This is a genomic window from Microbacterium sp. LMX7-1.2, from assembly GCF_040675935.1.
Taxonomy (GTDB): Bacteria; Actinomycetota; Actinomycetes; order Actinomycetales; family Microbacteriaceae; genus Microbacterium.
Genome location: NZ_JBEGIL010000001.1, coordinates 1,321,799 through 1,339,161, shown reverse-complemented (window position 1 = coordinate 1,339,161; position 17,363 = coordinate 1,321,799). Strand labels below are relative to the sequence as shown.

Sequence of the window (17,363 nt, the reverse complement as noted above, 5' to 3'; positions counted from 1 at the left end):
GGCGAGGTGGGGTAGGAGCCGCCTCAGTCGCCCTGGTCCGTCTGCGGACCGTCGATGACCCCGATCCCGACCGCCTGATGGTCGGGCTCGGGGTCGTCGCGCTTCGGGGCCTTCGGCTCCTCTCCGGGCGCCTTCTCGGTGCTGGGCTCCTCGAGCTCCTCGGTGTCCGGCACCTCGGCGGGATCGGCGTCTTCGGGGGACTCCGCCTGCTCGGGGGTGTCGGCAGTGGATTCGGAGGCGTCGGCGTCGTCGGCGTCGTCGGTCTGGGGGGAGCTCGCGGTGACCTCGCCGGCGTCGCCGGAGGAGGGTGTCGGCGTGGGCGTCTGCGCTTCAGCCTCGGGGGCGGGCTGCTGGTCGGATGCGTCGTTCGACATGATGGTCCTCTCTCGTCGTCGAGCCCCCAGAATGCGCCCGGGGCGCGCCGCGGGGGAAGGGGCTTGACGACCGCATCCCGCCGACGACGTACGCTTGATGCGTGACAGCGTACGTCTCGGCCTTCGACCTCTTCTCCATCGGAGTGGGGCCGTCGAGCTCCCACACGGTCGGACCCATGCGGGCGGCCCTCGAGTTCGCGCGACGCCTCACCGTCACGGATGTGCTCGACCGCGTGGCCCGCGTGACCTGCACGCTGTACGGATCGCTCGGCGCGACCGGCATCGGCCACGGGACACCGGATGCCGTGGTCGCGGGGCTCCGCGGACTCGAGCCCGAGACCTGCGATCCTGCCGAGGTGCGCGCGGCCTGGACCGACTACCCCGCGGGCGCGCCGCTGCGGATCGACGGCAGCCACGACGTGCCGTTCGCGAAGGACGACATCGTGTTCGCGCCGCGCACCCGACTGCCCGGGCACCCCAACGCCATGACGATCACCGCGACGGATGCCGCGGGCGCGATCGTGGCTGAGGAGACCTACTACTCGGTCGGCGGGGGCTTCATCCGACGCGACGGCGAGGAGACGACGCTCGCGACTGCGGCGCTCCCGTACTCCTACGCCGATGCCGCCTCGCTGCTCGCGCTGTGCGACGAGCACGGCCTCTCGATCGCGGAGCTCGCGCGCCTCAACGAGACGGCGATGCGCTCGGAGGAGGACGTCGCCGCGGGACTCGACGCCATCTGGGACGCGATGTCCGGCTGCGTCGACGCGGGCCTGCACTCGGACGGCGTGCTGCCGGGCATCCTCAAGGTCAAGCGGCGCGCGAGCGTGATCCGCGGACAGCTCGAAGACGTCGAGGCCGACGGGCACCGCGAGCTCCCCGGCGAATGGCTCGGGGCCTTCGCGCTCGCCGTGAACGAGGAGAACGCCGCGGGCGGACGCGTCGTGACCGCTCCGACGAACGGTGCCGCCGGCATCCTCCCCGCCGTGGCGATGTACTGGTGGCGCTTCCTCGCAGACTCGGGCCTCGGAGCGGGCAACGCGGTCACGCCGTACGGAGAGCTGGTCGGCAGCGCGCTGCTCGGCTTCGGAGCGGAGGCCTCGCTCGTCGCGGTCGGCGCGATCGACGACCCCGATGCCGTCGCGGAGGCGAACCGCCGCCGCGGGATCCGGCGCTTCCTCCTCACGGCCACCGCGCTGGGTTCGCTGTTCAAGGCGAACGCGTCGATCTCGGGGGCGGAGGGCGGATGCCAGGCCGAGGTGGGCTCGGCGTGCGCCATGGCCGCGGGAGGACTGACCGCCGTGATGGGCGGCACCAACCGGCAGATCGAGAACGCCGCCGAGATCGCGATGGAGCACCACCTGGGACTCACCTGCGATCCGATCGGCGGTCTCGTGCAGATCCCGTGCATCGAGCGCAATGCCATCGCCGCGTCGACCGCGGTGGCAGCCGCACGGCTCGCGCTGCGCGGCGACGGCAGCCACTACGTCTCCCTGGATGCCGTCGTCGAGACCATGCGTCAGACCGGCCTGGACATGTCGACCAAGTACAAGGAGACCAGCGAGGGCGGTCTGGCGGTCAACGTCATCGAGTGCTGAGCGGTGACGTCGGCGGTTCGGGATAGCCTCCTCGGAGGAGGTGACATGGAGTCGATCTGGACGCCGGGGAGCAGGCGGAAGCGCGAGCAGCCCATCGTCTCGGTGCGCGCGGGCGCGGACGCACCGGAGCCCGGGCGACTCTGGCCCACGAGCATCCCGGCCGTCGCCCAGGTGCTGCGCGACGGAATCGATCTCGCGCCGGGCGTCACGTTCCTGGTGGGCGAGAACGGCAGCGGCAAGTCGACGATCGTCGAGGGGGTCGCGGGCGCGTACGGGCTGTCTCCCGAGGGCGGCTCGCGTCAGGCCATGCACAGCACACGGCCGACCGAATCCCCACTGGCGGGATGGCTGCGGTTGCAGCGGGGCATCGGCGCTAATCGGTGGGGGTTCTTCCTCCGCGCCGAGACCATGCACTCGTTCTACACGTATCTCGAGGACAACCCCTCGATGAGCGGGCCCGACGTACCGTTCCACGAGATGAGCCATGGCGAGTCGTTCCTCGCGCTGTTGGAGAGCCGCTTCGACGAGCCCGGCTTCTACTGCCTCGACGAGCCCGAGGCCGCGCTGTCGTTCCAGTCGACGCTCGCGCTGATCGCCGTGCTGCAGCGCATCGTCGACGAGGGTGGACAGGTGCTGTGCGCGACGCACTCGCCGGTGCTGGCTGCTCTGCCGGGCGCGAGGATCCTCGAGGTCGGCGACTGGGGCATCCGTCCGGCGGAATGGCAGGACCTCGAGCTCGTGAACCACTGGCGCTCCTTCCTGCAGGACCCGCCGCGGTATCTGCGGCACCTCCTGGACTGACCGCGCGTCCTGTTGACCGGACGGCGGCGGCGGGAGGATAGTCATCGCATGACGAGTGCGTCGGCGGTGGAGATCGCGGGCCTTCGAGTGCGGCGAGGCAGGACGACGGTGTTCGACGGCGTCGATCTCACGATCCCGCGCGGGCAGATCACGGGACTGCTCGGCCCCTCGGGGTGCGGCAAGACAACGCTCATGAGATCAATCGTCGGGGTGCAGCGCATCGCGGGCGGCACCGTGACCGTGCTGGGCGAGGCGGGCGGATCGCCGCGCCTGAGACATCGCGTGGCCTACGGCACGCAGGGCGCCGCGGTGTACGGAGACCTCACCGTGCGGCAGAATCTCGCCTACTTCGCCTCGGTGCTGGGCGCGCCGAAGGGCGACGTCGACCGGGTCGTCGACGAGGTCGGCCTCCGAGGCCAAGCAGGGCAGCTCGTCGACTCGCTGAGCGGCGGGCAGAAGACCCGCATCTCGCTCGCGGCGGCGCTGGTCGGATCCCCGGAGCTCATCGTCCTCGACGAGCCGACCGTGGGCCTCGACCCGGTGCTGCGGGTCGAACTGTGGGAGCTGTTCCGCGGGCTCGCCGAGCGCGGCGTGACCATGATCGTCTCGAGCCACGTCATGGACGAAGCGCTGCGCTGCGACCGCCTGCTGCTGATGCGTGCGGGAAGGATCATCGCCGACACCACCCCCACCGATCTCCTGCGCGACACGGGCACGACCGAGCCGGACGCCGCGTTCCTGGCGCTCATCGACCGCGACACGCGCGACCACGATGAGGCGGCACGATCCGAGACGCGGCGCACACGACGTGAGGCGGGACGATGAACGGTCGGCGGATGTTCGCGACGGCCGGCCGCGTGCTCGGTCAGCTGCGGCACGACCCGCGGTCGATCGCGCTGATGCTCGTGGCGCCCAGCCTGCTCGTCGGCCTGTTCGCGTGGCTGTTCAGCGACCAGGACGGGGTGTTCGACCGGTTCGGCGGCGCGATCCTCGCCCTGTTCCCGTTCATCGTGATGTTCCTCATCACATCGATCACGACACTGCGCGAGCGACGCTCGGGAACGCTCGAACGGCTCATGACGACTCCGCTCGGCAAGGCCGACTTCATCCTCGGGTATGCGCTCGCGTTCGGACTCATGGCTCTGCTGCAGGCGGTGATCACCGTGTCCTTCGCGGTCGGCGTCTGCGGCCTGACCGTCGACGGCGAGCTGTGGCAGCTCGGTCTCGTCGCGGTGGTCGACGCGCTCCTGGGCACGGCGCTCGGGCTGCTGGCGAGCGCGTTCGCGCAGACGGAGTTCCAGGCGGTGCAGTTCATGCCGCTGCTGGTGTTCCCGCAGATCATCCTCGGTGGGCTGTTCATGCCGCGCGACCAGATGCCCGATGTGCTGCACGCGATCTCGGACTGGCTGCCGCTCAGCTACGCGATCGACACCATCAACGCCGTGACCGCGGGAGACGACGGGTGGGACGTGTACCGCCCGCTGCTCGTGGTCGTCGCGTTCGGGGTGGGAGCGCTCGTGCTCGCCTCCCTCACACTGCGGCGACGCACGTCCTGACCGACCGGTCGACGGGCGCGCCCCTCCGGTCGTTGAGCGAGCGCAGCCCTCCGGTCGTTGAGCGAGCGCACCCCTCCGGTCGTTGAGCGTGCGCGCCCCTCCGGTCGTTGGGCGAGCGCGCCCCTCCGGTCGTTGGGCGAGCGCGCCCCTCCGGTCGTTGAGCGAGCGCAGCGAGACGAAACGACGTCTCTCCTCAGCGCCTGGCCCGGTTCTTGGTGTGCCGGGTCGGCGCGGCGGTCCACGGGTCCTCCGGCCAGGGATGCTTGGGGTAGCGGCCCCGCATCTCGGCGCGCACCTGCGCGTACGGCCCCGACCAGAACGAGGCGAGGTCGTCGGTGACCGCGAGCGGTCGTCCGGCGGGCGACAGCAGGTGGAACAGCACCGGGACCCGACCGTCGACCAGCCGCGGGGTCTTGGCCCATCCGAAGCACTCCTGCAGCTTGACCGCCACGACCGGACGGGCGGGGTCGTCGACGGCGGGGTAGTCGATGCGCACCCGCGATCCGCTCGGCACCTCGAGGCGCTCTGGTGCGAGTTCGTCGAGACGCGCGGCCTCGGGCCACGGCAGCAGACGCCGCAGCGCCGTCGTCAGATCGAGCTTCGCCGCCGGAGTGCCGGAGGCGAGGGCGTCGAGCTCCGGGGCGAGCCACGCGTCGAGAGACACCAGCAGGCCGGCATCCGACACATCCGGCCAGGGATCGCCGATCTCCCGCCGCAGCAGTTCGAGGCGGCGTCGCAGAGCCTCCGCGGAGTCCGACCACCGGAACACGTCGAGCCCTTCACGCCGCAGCGCCCGGCGCACGGCATCCCGTCCGTCCTCGGCTGAGGCGCGCACCGGCGCCGACGACCGCAGGATCGCGCCGATGCGGCGCTCGCGTCGGGCCTGCACGCGACCTCCGACGAACTCCGCCTCGACGCGATCCGTCATCAGATGGCTCGCGGCGCGCTCGATCAGCGCCTCGGTGACGACGGCGGCCGCGCGGACCACAGCGCCCGAGCCTGCGGCGACGCGACCGGATGCGCGGGCCACGTCGGCGACGGCGATCCACTCCGCCGCCGCGAGCGGACCACGCATTCCGGCGCGTGTCCCGGATGCAAGCAGGAACGTCGCGCCGTCAGGGGTGCGCTCCACTCGCCGCGCGATCCGCTCCGGGAAGGCCAGCGCGATCACGAGGCCCGTGCCGTCGAGGTCGGAGCGGATGCCGGGGGTCGCGTCGACCAGGCGCTCGAGTCTGTCCGCATCGGCACGCCAATGCCGTGCCTCGGGCGTGCGCCCGCCGCGGAGCGCGACCAGCGCCTGCGCTACGTCACCCTCCGCGATGCGCACGTCACCGCCCACGAGAGCGACGACCTCGGCCGCGAGACGAGCGCCGACGACCGGGCCGCCTTCACGGAGCGCGCGGGCGAGTCGCGGGTCGGCCGGGATGCGGGCGAGCGCGCGTCCCTCGGCGGTGGCTCTTCCGTCCTCGTCGATAGCCCCGAGGCCGCGCAGCGCGGTGAGCGCCTCGGCGAGGCTGTCGGACGGAAGGGGGTCGATCAAGCGCAGCCCGCCGCCGCCGGGCGCGCCCCAGCATGCGAGCAGGAGCGCCGCATCCGTGAGGTCGGTCACCGCGATCTCCGGGGCGGGTCGCGCGGGTGCCGCCGCATAGGTGCGCTCGTCGACGCAGCGGATCACGGTGCCCGGCCCTTGGCGCGTCGCACGACCCGCCCGCTGCACGCAGGAGGATCTCGGCGCGGCCGTCGTCACGAGTCCCGTCATCCCGCGTGCCGCGTCACGCTGCGGATGCCGCGATAGGCAGGAGTCCACGACCAGACGCACTCCCGGCACCGTCAGCGACGACTCGGCGAGCGCCGTCGTCACGATGATGCGCGGCGACTCGGTGGGGCGACGCCCGCGGATCACCGCGTCCTGTTCGGAGGCGGGAAGCTGGCCGTGCAGCTCGCGTACGTCGAACGATCCGTCGAGGTCGCGGATCCGTCGGGCGATCGCGTTCACCTCGTAGGCGCCCGGCGCGAAGACCAGCACATCGCCGCCGGCATCCTCGCGCACGAGGTCGCGGGCGGCGGCAGCCGCGGTGCGCGCGACATGGTCGAGGAACTCCCGCGTCACGCCGCGCTCGTCGAGACGGGGTCCGGGGCTCGGAGCCCAGCGCTCGGTGAGCGGGAACGCGGGGACGTCGTGGTCGACGATCGGAGCGGGGTCGGCGTCGGTGCCGATCACGACGGAGAGGCGCGAGGCATCGAGCGTCGCGGACATCGCCACGAGCACGAGGTCCTCTCGCATCTCCCGCACCTCCGACAGCAGCCCGATCAGGAGGTCGGTCTCGAGCGCGCGCTCATGCACCTCGTCGATGATGACGGCATCCACGCCGTCGAGGCCCGGGTCGTCGAGCATCCGCCGCAGCAGCACACCCGCCGTCACGAACTCGATCCGTGTCGCGGGGCCGGCGGCGCGCTCGCCGCGGACCGTGAACCCGACGCGGTCGCCGAGTGCGGTCCCGTCGAGCTGTGCGAGGCGTCGAGCGGCGGCACGTGCGGCCACGCGACGCGGTTGGGTGACGATCACGCGGCCGGTGGAGCGCGACGCGAGCAGCGGCGGCACGAGGGTCGTCTTTCCGGTGCCGGGAGGAGCGCTGACCACGAGCGAGGTGCTCGAGTCGAGTGCCGCCTCGACGTCGGGGAGGGACGCCGCGAACGACAGCCCGGCGCCGATCGCGGCGAGGTCGAAGGCGGCGGACATCATCTCTCCAGTGTGCCCGGTGAGCGCGCTGTGCTTTCACAACTCCGGAGAATCGGGGCCGGCCGAGCGCCTCGGCCCGGTACGGGGCGCCGATGCGGACGGATCTCCGGAGTTATGGCGGGGCAGGGCGGGGGAGAGACGGGAACGCGGAACAGCGGATGCCGCGACCCTCGAGGGGCCGCGGCATCCGCTGTTCCGTCGTGCTTACTCCGCCGCGGCTGCCGGCGGGGCGGGCGGCGGAGGCGTGGTCGGCTTCGGCTCGCGCTTCGCGGCGGGCGCGGACGCTGCGGCGACGCCCTCGCCGATCCCGCGGCCGACGGCCTGACCCTGGATGATCGACGCCAGGTCGAGTCCGGTCGCGGAGCTCACGCTGTCGAACACCGACTTGAGCGCCTTCGCGCTGTCGGCGCCGACGACGTTCGAGGCGCCGTCCTCGCCGGACCCGCCGATGATCGACACGCTGCCGATCGCGGCGTAGCCCTTGGCGAACTCGGCCATGATCGCCGGGAGCGTCTCGAGCACGCGCTGCGACAGGAACGCGTCCTGGTTGGACGCGATGGCCTTCGCCTCGGCCTCGACGGCGGCGGCTCGCGCCTCACCCTCGGCGCGGATCGCATCGGCCTCGGCGCTGGCACGCAGACGACGCGCCTCGGACTCGGCCTCGGCCTGGGCGCGCAGCGCGTCGGCCTCACCGGTCGCGCGGGCGATCGCGGCTGCGGCCTCACCGTCGGCCTTGGCCTTGTCTGCCTGGGCCTGCTGCTCGGCGATGCGGGTGCGGGCCTCGGCCTGCTTGACCTGCTCGATCGCGGCGGCCTCGGCGGCGCGCTCACGCGTGTAGAGCTCGGCCTGCGCGCGGGTCTCGGCTTCGTACCGCTGCGCGTCGGCGACGCGCTTGACGTCGGCGTCGAGCTGGGCCTGCTTGTTCTCGGCCTGCTGCTGCAGAACGGCCTGTTCGGCCTGGGCGCGGGCGAGCTGCTCGGCCTGCTCCGCCTCGGCGCGAGCCCGACCGATGCCGGCGTTCGCGTTGGCCGTGTTGGTGTCGAGGGCGGTCTGCTCGACCAGGTTCGCTTCCTGGTTGGCGATGTTCTTCTGGTTGATCGCACGGTCCGCGTTGGTCTGCGAGATCTCCGCGGACTGACGCTTCGCCTGGATCTCGGGGGCGCCGAGCGAGCCGATGTAGCCGACCTTGTCGGTGATGCCCTTGATCTGGAACGAGTCGAGGATGAGGCCCTGCTCGGCGAGCTCCTGCGAGACGTCGGCGGCGATCTGGTCGGAGAACTTCTTGCGCTCGCGCATGAGCTCCACGACCGACAGCGTCGCGACGATACCGCGCAGGGCGCCTTCGAGCTGCTCGGTGGTGAACTGCTCGATGGCCTTGTCCTGCGAGGCGAATCGCTCGGCGGCGCGGCGCACGAGGATCGGGTCGGAGCCGATCTTGACGATCGCGACGCCGTCGACGTTGAGCGTGACGCTGTCGAGCGACTGGGCCTCGGCGTTGAGCGACACCTGCCGCGAACGCAGCGAGATGATCTCGTGGCGCTGTGTGATCGGGTTGACGAGCGACTTCCCGTTCACGATGACCGTGACGGGCGATTCCGACATCTCGTCGCGGGTCGTGCCGTCGGCGCCGATGACGGCGCGCGCCACCTTCTGCTTGCGGCCCGAGATGACGAGCGCCTCGTCGGCGCGCGCGACCTTGATCCAGCTGCGTGCGAACAGCAGCAGGATGAGCAGGATGACGACGGCGGCGACGACCGCGATCCCGACGATGACGAGGATGCCGACGATTCCGGCGATCTCCATGGATTGACCTCCCTGGTTCCCCCCGAGGGGGTGGTCTGCGTTCCCGACGCGAGATGCCGGGACTCGGTTCCACCCTGCCAGAAACCGAGGGATGCCGTCGCGGGGAGAAATCCCCGGGGCGGGGCTCGGGCTCGGGGAGTGAGCATCCGCGCGTTCGGGCGCCGCACGTTTCGCAGGAGAACTCGCGATCCGCAGGATCGGATCGGAGGGATGCTCCTGCGGAACGTGCGAACTCCTTCGCAGCCGTTCGGCGTGGAAGGGCCGTGCGCCCCGCAGTGCTCTGCGTCAGCGGTTGCGGAGCTTCTGTGCCAGGTCGCGGAGGGTGCGCAGCTCGTCGTCGTCGAGGCGCGACATGCGCGAGGCGATCGACCGGCCGTGCACCGTGGCGACGCTGCGGAACGCCCGTGCCCCGGCATCCGTGGCGGTGATCAGCGCACCGCGACCGTCGTCGGGATCGGGGCACTTCGATACGAGGCCGCGCGTGACCATGCGGTCGACGAGGCGCGAGACGCTCGGCTGGCTGATGAGCATGTTCGAGGTGACGTCACGAAGACGCGCCGACATGTCGGGGGAGCGGGTCACGGTGAGGAGCACGTCGTACTCGGCCTGCCCGAGGTCGGAGTGGTCGAAGTCGGCGTTCATCTCGGTGAACAGCTCGTGCTGCGCGCGGAAGAGGCTCTCCCAGGCCTCGAGGGCGAGCTTGCGATCTGTCATGGGAAAAGAGTACGGCAACAGTAAGGGCCGGTCGGAGAGGCTCCCGACCGGCCCTTGTCCCTTGCACCAAGAGTTGTCCTGCAATCACATGAGGTGGATGCCACAGCAAACATTCACCGTGCGATCACTCTATAACGGCGAGGTAACGAATGCAACGGTTTGGTCACGGAAATTGTGCGGGGGTCGGCATTCATGTCCGATCTCACGAAAAGTGTCGGAGTCTCACGAGAACTGTCGGAGCGTCTCACGAAGGTACCGGAATCTCACGCGACGTGTCGGAAGCCGCGGCGTGTCGAGGAAGCGCGCTGGGCACCAGACGTACTCTGCTCGTGAGTAGATCCCCAGTCGGGTGATCTTTGTCAAGGCTCAGGACATAGGCCAGAACCGCTCCCCAGGAGAGAGGCTGACTGCCGAATAGGCCGTATCCGTCGATGTCGATTGGATCCCTATGGACCTGACCCTGCAGTGGCCGACCCCTCTCGCTCCCGGAGTAGGCGTGACGCGAGCGCGCGTCGAGTACCGTCTCGATGGCGTGCAACTGGAGCTCGACGCCGTCGATTGCGATCACGTCCCCTTCGAACGCGGCGATCCTGTTCGGGCTTTCCCTAGTTGGCGACTTAAACGGCATTACGACGGCTACCACTGGATGGGTGCGCTCGGCTTGTCGATCGGTTTTGAGTCTTTGACCGAGCGAGGCTGCCTCATCGAGTTGGACCGCACGCCGGGTGTTGTAGCAGTCGCGAGTCAGCCGATGTGGATTCGACGGGTCACTCCGGACGGCCTGCGCGAGCATTGCCCGGACTTTTTCGTGCGTCTGGACGACGGGACGGCCGTGCTGATGGACGTCAAACCTGCGGCTCGGATCGACGACGACGTCAGGGCGCAGTTCGACATGACTGGGCAGTTCGCCGCTGAGCGCGGATGGCGGTACGTCGTCTATGACGCCGAATCACAGATCCGAGAAGCGAACCTGCGATTCCTCGCGCCGTTCCGAGGCAGCGCGAGCACTGAGGAACTGCCGGGGCTGCCGGAGGACGGGTTGCCTTTGGCTGAGGCTGCTGCGTTGCTCGGCGTCGGATCCGAGGGATATGCGCGTTGCTACGCACACCTCTGGTCGGGGCTGCTCGAGACGGATCTCGAAGAGCCACTCAGCACCAAATCGATCGTGTGGGAAAGGAAAGCGTGATGCGTATTGCAGTCGGCGGGTCGCTCATGTGGCGTCAGCGTCAGTACACGGTTCTCTTCATCGAGAGGGACTCCGCGACGCTCCGAGACGATGACGGCGGCGAGGTCGAAGTCGCCGTAGACGAGCTCGGACGCGATGCAACGCCGATGCTCTCCGATACCTCAGCCCTTCGACGTCGACCGCTGCAAGTCGAGGACATCGAGCCAGGCATGGATCCCTGGCTTCAGGTATGCATCCGCATCGAGGGTTCACGCGACAAGGTCGGGGTCGGGAAGGCGGTCGAAACCGAGCGTCAATGGTTGGAGATGCGCCTAGGTAAGCCCGTCTCCACGCGCGCCGTAGAGCGCCGACTCAAGGAGTTCCGAGCCCGGGGGGGGCGACCAACGCAGGCAATCGTGCACCTCGCAAGAGCAAATGGGATCCGCGCCTCATCGAGGCCATCAACTTCGTCCTGGAAGGGAAGAGTCGCTCCTCGACCGTGAGCCAAACGACCGCGATCGAGCAGATCACGCGGCGCGTCCAACGTCTGCATGGCGATTCGGTGAAGCTGCCGAGTCGTGCGACGTTCTTCCGGCTTCTTGAAGCAGACGATCGTGGGCAATTCACTTTCGGATCGGCCAAGACTCGCGAGTCGCTGGCGCTGCAGCCCGACGGGAAGTTCAGCACCCGCACCGCACTACGCCCCGGTGAGCTTGTCGAGATGGACTCCACTCGGATAGATGTCATGTTGCGGATCGATGAAGAAACGGTCGGCCGACCCGAGCTGACGATTCTCATTGACGTGGCGACGCGGTCGATCCTCGCCGCGATGCTGCGCCCGGAGGGCACGAAGAGCGTCGATCTGGTGGCGGTTCTTGCACGTGCCCTGGTGCCATACGGCCGCCGCATGGAGGGCGCTCGCGAGACTAGGCAGTTGATCTCGACGGCATGGGCTGAAGACCAGCTGATCGGTCAGGAACGTTTCGAGCGACTGCGTCTCGCTCAGCCATACGTGTTCCCGGACACGATCACGACGGATCGTGGACGCAACTACTTGTCGCGTCATTTTCGGGCGGCATGCGAAGCGTTGAAGATCTCGCTGATCACCTCGGCGCCGCATACGCCGACGGACAAGCCGCACGTAGAGCGAGCCTTTGGGGCCATCAACTCAATGCTGCTGCAGCACGTGAAGGGATACGTCGGTCGTAGCGTCGAACATCGCGGCCGTGACGCGGACACGGCGTCTGCCGAACTACTGACCATCGCTCAGGCCCAGGAACTCATCGAGGACTGGATTGCGGTGGAGTGGCAGAACCGTCCGCATGACGGACTGCGCGACCCGCTGCATCCGCGCATCAAGTTGTCGCCGAACGAGATGTGTCGGGCGTTCCGTGCGTACGTGCCCGAGCTCCATGTACCGCTGACTCGAGATGACTACATCGCGCTGCTACCTGTCGCTCACCGAGTACTCAACCGATATGGCGTGCGCATCGACAATCGGATCTACAACTCCGAGCGGCTCAAAGGCCTGTGGAGGCGCAAGTCTCCTAACAAGGCGAAAAACGGTCGATGGCCGATCCGCGTGGACCCTTACAACCTGCACGTCGTCTGGCTCGAACGAGACGGCGAGTTCATTCCGCTGCGATGGACGGACAAGGTCCATGAACTCCCGCTGCTCGGTGATGTATGGCGGTATGCCCGCACTGAGTTCTCCACTGGTGTCGCCGATCTCGACGAGGAACGTCGGGAGCTTGCCATGGCGATCAAGGCTTTCGCCGGGCGAGGGAATCCAGCACCACGGAACACCAATCAGAAGGGAAGTGCGCGACAGCGTGCGCGGATGGCGGCGATCGCTGACGACCCGATGAACCTCACGAGCGTGAAGAGTCGCGAGGCCGAGGACGTGTCTACCGAGGCCGTCGAGTCAACCGTCAAAGGCGCGTCCGCCGACGAGTGGCCGAACACCGGCGGTTTCCCGTTCATTGGCGAGATGCTGGATGAGGTGCGGGGGAGACTCGACGAATGATCGAGATCACCACCAAGGAAGGTTGGCGCGAGCACGTTGACACCGTGTACGAACGGCCGGCGCCAATCACGTTGAAGGATCTTCGGGCCCTGAGCTTTGGAGACCGAGCGTTGTACAACCAGGCCCGCGCCCGGTACTCCCAAGCCGGCGCGTTTGTGCGGACGCCGCAGTTCCAGGTGTTTCAGAATGCCGTGCGTGATCGCGTCATGCTCAACACTTACCGGCGAGTTGGCAAGTTGGGCCTGATCCTTTCGGGGGAGCCAGGCCAGGGCAAGACCACCTCGCTCGTCGAAGTCGGTCGCGCGCACGAGCGCCGGCGGCGAGATACTGGCCATCCAGCAGCGGGGCCGGGCAAGATTCCGGTCGTCTACGTCGCGGTGCCGGCTCAGTGCTCCGCCAAAGCGCTGATGCACGAGTTCGCCCGATTCTTGGGCATTCCCGTTCTTGGCCGCATGACCTACGGCAATCTGCTGGACGCTGTGGCAAACGCGCTCCGCCGGTGCGCGACTGAACTCGTTCTGATCGACGACGTGCATCACCTTGACCTCAAGTACCGGCAGAACATCGAGGCATCGGACATGCTCAAGCAACTGTCGGAGCGATGCGGAGGCACCTTCGTCTATGCCGGAATCGCCGTCGAAGGTACCGGGCTTCTCGATGGTGAGCGGGGCGGTCAGATCGGGAAGAGATTCGAAGTGCACGTAGCTGTGCCGTTTCCACTGAACACAGCCGATGAGAAGGCTCGCTGGGGCGACCTACTTCTCGCGATGGAGAACTCGCTGTGTCTCGTCGAGCAACGCCCGGGGTCAATCCTTCCCGCGGCATTGTCGCTCCACTCGTTGACCGGCGGTGAGATCGGTCTGCTCAAGGATCTGCTGCAGTTTGCTGCTCTCAGGGCGATGGAGGACGAAACGGAGACGCTTGATCTGTCGGGGTTCGAGCGTGAACTTCGTCGTCGTCAGGCGGCCGCGACGATGTACGCCAAGCCGCGCCGATCGCGAACACCCGTGGGTTCGGCATGACCTTGCTGCGCGGGCTTCCGATCGCTGTTTGCATATACCCGGGTGAGACGCCAGTGAGCTACTGGACGCGGCTCTGCGCTGCCAACGCGATCGGCCAGAAGGACCTCTGGTTGGCGTTGCGCCACGACGACCCCGCACTTCCTATCCGGGTGACGCCGAGAAGCGCCCTCTGGCAGATTGAGGCCTTGGGTCGTCTCCCAGAAGGCACACTGCTCCGAGACTCAGGCGGTCGCGGTTGTGAACATGGAGGCGCAACGCGCCAAGTGGAATGTCCGAGTTGTCGCATGATCCCGGCCGCAGTAACGCTCTGCAGGCGGTGCTCAGCTGGCGAGCAGATCACCGTGGCGCGCATGCACGGTCCGGTCTGCGTGCGCCATCGCAGGTGGCACGGTGACGATCGCGACATCGGCCTATCGGGAAGGCCCAAACTGGTGGTTGCGCAACGTAGGCTGAACGGCTCTCTCAGCCTTCGCGGCGTGCCGTACAGATCGCCTGAAGTAGAGGCAGCCACGGAGTTGTTACAGCTGGGCAACGTTGAGGTTGAGCGCCCAGCGGACCCTCTGGATGACGAGATCGAGCTGTTTCCGCAACGGATCTCGCTGACGGCGGTGCTCACCGACGCACGTCTCGCAAACGTCCTGATGCCGCATGGCCTCGGCGGGTACGCGCTCGCAATGCTGTTCGATCGCCTTGTCGCCTCGCACGCTGTCGGGCGGCGGGCTGTCGAGGGCGTCCTCGACGGATTGAGGATTCAAGGACGCGAGCTCTGGAGCGGAACGTCCGCAGTTCCTGTGCAGGGTGGTTGCGTGCTGACGCCCTCCGCCAAGCGCATGCTCCCGAGGGTCAAGACGATTCGGGCGCGGGTGCTGCATCATAGGGTCGAATCGGGTCCAAGATAGTCGAGCTGGGTCCAAGGCAATTGTGCGAGCTCTTCCGTGCCGGGTGATCCCGCTACCCGGCGAGACACCAACAGGTTTTCTCGCCAGACTTGCGGCTGCCAACGCCATCGATGCGATGGCTCTCGCGAACTACATCCTGCGCGAGGCTGGCACGAGATCCATAGGCCCAACGAACCACCTTCTGATGTCGGCCGCGGAAAGTGCTGGTGCACTGCCCCCTGGACATTTCGCACACGACCGTGCTCGTTTCCGGATGTACAGGCGCTGCCACCACGTGGGGTGGAAGCTGCGGCGCTGTGCGAGATGCGACGTCGTTGACGAAGCCCGCTCCGCATGCTCGGTATGCAGCGAGGGAAACGCCACCGAGGTGTTCGGCAGAGGAGGCGGGTACTGCGTTCGGCATCGTCGATGGCACTTCCGTGGCGAAGACAAACTCATCGGCTCTCCAGAGGGATATCGCCGCGCTGAGCAGACGCTGTCGGGTCTCCTGTGGAGTCGTGGGGTGTCGATGCATACGGGCGAACTTGATCTCGCGACCCGCCTGATTCTGGACAGCTGGCAGGAGCCGCCGGAAGCAGAGCGACGCACTGCCGCATGCGTGTACGGGCCGGCTGTCGACTTGTTGGTGACTCTCACTGACGCGGACGTTGTTCTGGGGCTGACCGCCCTAGCTGAGAGGGATACTCGACAGATCGAAGGACTGATCGGACTCGTCGTCGGCGCTGGCGGAGGAAGCTGGACACCAGAGTTGGAAACGACGGCAGTTGCTGTGGTGAGGGTGCATCGCGCCGCAATGTGCACCGCGATCCAGATGCCGAGATCGAGTGGGGCGACGACATCGAAGGCGCCCTTCGAGAAGGGGATAGCGGAAGCGGCGTACCGGGAGAGGGCGGTACTCCTTCGCCATGTCACTCGCTCAGGCCCACGAGTGGACGTCGTGGAGCGAGTCGTGCGAGCGGCCCCCGCATCCCGCGTCGTATCCCAACGCATCATTCCTGGTTGGGCGGACAACGTCCCGTGGATGAAACACCTGGCGGGTAAGCGCTCAGCGATTTCGGAGATCGGGGGCGTCGTCGGGGACCAGGTCGACCAAAGCGACACCAAGCACCTGCGTGAGAGCGAGCAGGGTCCGCAACGTCGGGTTGGCGGGATGGCCCGGGCGTGACTCACCCTTCTCGTACTTCTGGTAGGTGTATCGGGTCAGCCCAGCGCGGTAGGCCACGTCTTCCTGGCTCAGATTCGCGTTGTCGCGAGCGGTGCGAAGGGAAGTCGCGAAACGCTGGGCGAACGAAGCCCATTCTGCTTCGATGTCATCGTTCCGCTGCCGCACCTATCAAGAGTCGAGACAGTCGCACCCGCACATGGCCTAATCCGTATGGCATAATTCGGGAGGCCATACGAAACAATCATCGACTCCGTCGGATCGCTCCGCTCTCCTCTGCACGTGTGCTGCCGATCCCGACATCGAGCGGTCGCGTCGCGGGAACGGCTCGCGTGTACGACCGTGAAGGCGATGGCTGAATGTCCGAGGCGTACCCGATCTGGTGGCGTGGAATCGCGACGCCTCCCCCTGCCGCGTGGGCCTACGTGTTTGAAGCGTTCACCGGAGAGGACACCGCCGGAGAATGGGCATTGGCGGCAGCGATCTTCATCGCGCAGACACGGCGGAGGACCGGAACCGGTCCGACGTTCGCGGAGTTGTTCAAGCACCTCCTGCCAGACACTGATGGGCTCCCTGCCCGGTTCCCCGAGGGGCTTGAACACATTGAGCGACGCCGCGCAATCGCCGGCTTCCGAGGGCACGTAACCGTCGAGTGGAGGCGACGCGGGATGCTGAGCTTCGACAAAGGTATGACTCGGAGTCTGCGCGTCGGAAGGGAGTTCCGGAGGCGCTCCCGTCAGCGCCAGCAAGACCTGGCGCGACAGAACACGCAAGTGACGGCGAGTAGGTGCGAGATGCCCGGGGCTGTTGGCTGGGATGTGGATGTCACGCGACCGGAGGCCGAGCTTAGCCATGACTGAGGTGTTCCCACCCGAGCTTCAGCGCATCATCGACCGGTTTGCGCCCGGCTGGCCGCCGGTCTTGGAAGTGGCTGCCGGGTGGCATCCGTTGCTTGTCGAACTCGATCAAACCCTCGCGCTGATCGCGCCCGCCTACATCGTGCAGCAGGTCAAGTCGAAGTTCGGATCGTTGAGTTTCCACGCTTCACCCTCCGAGGATCCGTACGAGTACGACGAGGAGTTTCACGAGGCGATACGGGCCGCCGAGTGGCGAAGCATCGAGACGTGCGAGGTATGCGGGGCGCCCGCGAAGCAGTATGTGATCCGGCTGTGGGTGAATACCCTCTGCGACAGGCACCTCTGGGGAGCCATTGACGCGGATCCCGGCCTCTCTTGACTTCGAGGCCGAGGGGGCCCGCAGATGTCGCGCGAACGCTTCGGCTGGCGGTCTCATGAACGAGTCTGCTGAACGGATGGGGATCCCGGCGAGATGGCGCTGAATGGCGGCTAAATCTGTGCGATACAGATCGAGCACGTTGCACACGTCGCAACCGCTGACGCGACTCTGGGATCGAGCCATGGTGTTGCGATTCTCGTGGGAATGCGCTCGCCCGAGGTGTGTGCGGCGAGCTACCCTAGACCTAGGACTTTCGCCAGCTTAGGG

The 17,363-nt window shown here is 67.7% G+C and carries 15 protein-coding genes; 10 read left to right on the top strand and 5 right to left on the bottom strand.

The window, feature by feature from the left end; translation table 11 throughout:
• Nucleotides 1-23: 23 nt before the first annotated feature.
• Nucleotides 24-374, bottom strand: coding sequence for a hypothetical protein (locus tag MRBLMX7_RS06560; protein WP_363366843.1), 351 nt, complete (start codon nt 372-374; stop codon nt 24-26).
• Between the two features lie 101 nt (nt 375-475).
• On the opposite strand from MRBLMX7_RS06560, the gene MRBLMX7_RS06555 reads away from it, so the two are divergent.
• From MRBLMX7_RS06555 to MRBLMX7_RS06540, 4 genes are read left to right on the top strand one after another with little or no spacing between them, the layout of a single operon-like run.
• The gene (locus MRBLMX7_RS06555; RefSeq protein WP_363366841.1) at nt 476-1,972 is read left to right on the top strand and encodes an L-serine ammonia-lyase, iron-sulfur-dependent, subunit alpha; all 1,497 of its coding nucleotides are present in this window, start codon (nt 476-478) and stop codon (nt 1,970-1,972) included.
• Nucleotides 1,973-2,017: 45 nt separating this feature from the next.
• A complete protein-coding gene (locus MRBLMX7_RS06550; RefSeq protein WP_050721837.1) occupies nt 2,018-2,773 on the top strand; it encodes an AAA family ATPase in 756 nt (251 codons plus the stop codon).
• A 48-nt stretch (nt 2,774-2,821) separates the two neighbouring features.
• Nucleotides 2,822-3,598 (top strand): ABC transporter ATP-binding protein, encoded by a 777-nt coding sequence (locus MRBLMX7_RS06545; protein ID WP_363366838.1) that lies wholly within the window; start codon nt 2,822-2,824, stop codon nt 3,596-3,598.
• Entirely contained in the window at nt 3,595-4,329 is a 735-nt protein-coding gene (locus MRBLMX7_RS06540) for an ABC transporter permease (protein WP_363366836.1), read from the top strand. The genes MRBLMX7_RS06545 and MRBLMX7_RS06540 overlap by 4 nt, the downstream gene beginning before the upstream one ends.
• 193 nt (nt 4,330-4,522) lie before the next feature.
• Here MRBLMX7_RS06540 and hrpB read toward each other — a convergent pair whose 3' ends face one another.
• The 3 genes from hrpB to MRBLMX7_RS06525 form a co-directional block, all read right to left on the bottom strand.
• Nucleotides 4,523-7,072 (bottom strand): ATP-dependent helicase HrpB, encoded by a 2,550-nt coding sequence (hrpB, locus tag MRBLMX7_RS06535; protein ID WP_363366834.1) that lies wholly within the window; start codon nt 7,070-7,072, stop codon nt 4,523-4,525.
• Nucleotides 7,073-7,273: 201 nt separating this feature from the next.
• Entirely contained in the window at nt 7,274-8,872 is a 1,599-nt protein-coding gene (locus tag MRBLMX7_RS06530) for an SPFH domain-containing protein (RefSeq protein WP_050721833.1), read from the bottom strand.
• A gap of 285 nt (nt 8,873-9,157) precedes the next feature.
• Entirely contained in the window at nt 9,158-9,586 is a 429-nt protein-coding gene (locus tag MRBLMX7_RS06525) for a MarR family winged helix-turn-helix transcriptional regulator (RefSeq protein WP_363366832.1), read from the bottom strand.
• Nucleotides 9,587-10,034: 448 nt separating this feature from the next.
• Here MRBLMX7_RS06525 and MRBLMX7_RS06520 point away from each other — a divergent pair, with 448 nt between their 5' ends.
• From MRBLMX7_RS06520 to MRBLMX7_RS06500, 5 genes are all read left to right on the top strand, one after another.
• Nucleotides 10,035-10,772, top strand: coding sequence for a TnsA-like heteromeric transposase endonuclease subunit (locus tag MRBLMX7_RS06520; protein ID WP_363366830.1), 738 nt, complete (start codon nt 10,035-10,037; stop codon nt 10,770-10,772).
• On the top strand, nt 10,772-11,254 hold the full coding sequence (locus MRBLMX7_RS06515) for a hypothetical protein (protein ID WP_363366828.1): 483 nt from the start codon (nt 10,772-10,774) through the stop codon (nt 11,252-11,254). The genes MRBLMX7_RS06520 and MRBLMX7_RS06515 overlap by 1 nt, the downstream gene beginning before the upstream one ends.
• Nucleotides 11,251-12,777, top strand: coding sequence for a Mu transposase C-terminal domain-containing protein (locus tag MRBLMX7_RS06510; protein WP_363366826.1), 1,527 nt, complete (start codon nt 11,251-11,253; stop codon nt 12,775-12,777). Before MRBLMX7_RS06515 ends, MRBLMX7_RS06510 begins: the two co-directional genes overlap by 4 nt.
• The gene (locus MRBLMX7_RS06505; protein ID WP_363366824.1) at nt 12,774-13,799 is read left to right on the top strand and encodes an ATP-binding protein; all 1,026 of its coding nucleotides are present in this window, start codon (nt 12,774-12,776) and stop codon (nt 13,797-13,799) included. The genes MRBLMX7_RS06510 and MRBLMX7_RS06505 overlap by 4 nt, the downstream gene beginning before the upstream one ends.
• A 341-nt stretch (nt 13,800-14,140) precedes the next feature.
• On the top strand, nt 14,141-14,698 hold the full coding sequence (locus tag MRBLMX7_RS06500) for a hypothetical protein (protein ID WP_363366822.1): 558 nt from the start codon (nt 14,141-14,143) through the stop codon (nt 14,696-14,698).
• A 1,045-nt stretch (nt 14,699-15,743) separates the two neighbouring features.
• Here the strand turns inward: MRBLMX7_RS06500 and MRBLMX7_RS06495 are convergent.
• On the bottom strand, nt 15,744-16,028 hold the full coding sequence (locus tag MRBLMX7_RS06495) for a helix-turn-helix domain-containing protein (RefSeq protein ID WP_363366820.1): 285 nt from the start codon (nt 16,026-16,028) through the stop codon (nt 15,744-15,746).
• 684 nt (nt 16,029-16,712) lie between these two features.
• Here MRBLMX7_RS06495 and MRBLMX7_RS06490 point away from each other — a divergent pair.
• The gene (locus tag MRBLMX7_RS06490) at nt 16,713-17,096 is read left to right on the top strand and encodes a hypothetical protein (protein ID WP_363366818.1); all 384 of its coding nucleotides are present in this window, start codon (nt 16,713-16,715) and stop codon (nt 17,094-17,096) included.
• Nucleotides 17,097-17,363: the final 267 nt, after the last annotated feature.

Coding starts and splice junctions, on each gene's coding strand:
- MRBLMX7_RS06560 (WP_363366843.1), bottom strand. CDS start 374: ATGTCGAACGACGCATCCGACCAGCAGCCCGCCCCCGAGGCTGAAGCG.
- MRBLMX7_RS06550 (WP_050721837.1), top strand. CDS start 2,018: ATGGAGTCGATCTGGACGCCGGGGAGCAGGCGGAAGCGCGAGCAGCCC.
- MRBLMX7_RS06545 (WP_363366838.1), top strand. CDS start 2,822: ATGACGAGTGCGTCGGCGGTGGAGATCGCGGGCCTTCGAGTGCGGCGA.
- MRBLMX7_RS06540 (WP_363366836.1), top strand. CDS start 3,595: ATGAACGGTCGGCGGATGTTCGCGACGGCCGGCCGCGTGCTCGGTCAG.
- hrpB (WP_363366834.1), bottom strand. CDS start 7,072: ATGATGTCCGCCGCCTTCGACCTCGCCGCGATCGGCGCCGGGCTGTCG.
- MRBLMX7_RS06530 (WP_050721833.1), bottom strand. CDS start 8,872: ATGGAGATCGCCGGAATCGTCGGCATCCTCGTCATCGTCGGGATCGCG.
- MRBLMX7_RS06525 (WP_363366832.1), bottom strand. CDS start 9,586: ATGACAGATCGCAAGCTCGCCCTCGAGGCCTGGGAGAGCCTCTTCCGC.
- MRBLMX7_RS06520 (WP_363366830.1), top strand. CDS start 10,035: ATGGACCTGACCCTGCAGTGGCCGACCCCTCTCGCTCCCGGAGTAGGC.
- MRBLMX7_RS06515 (WP_363366828.1), top strand. CDS start 10,772: ATGCGTATTGCAGTCGGCGGGTCGCTCATGTGGCGTCAGCGTCAGTAC.
- MRBLMX7_RS06505 (WP_363366824.1), top strand. CDS start 12,774: ATGATCGAGATCACCACCAAGGAAGGTTGGCGCGAGCACGTTGACACC.
- MRBLMX7_RS06490 (WP_363366818.1), top strand. CDS start 16,713: ATGACTGAGGTGTTCCCACCCGAGCTTCAGCGCATCATCGACCGGTTT.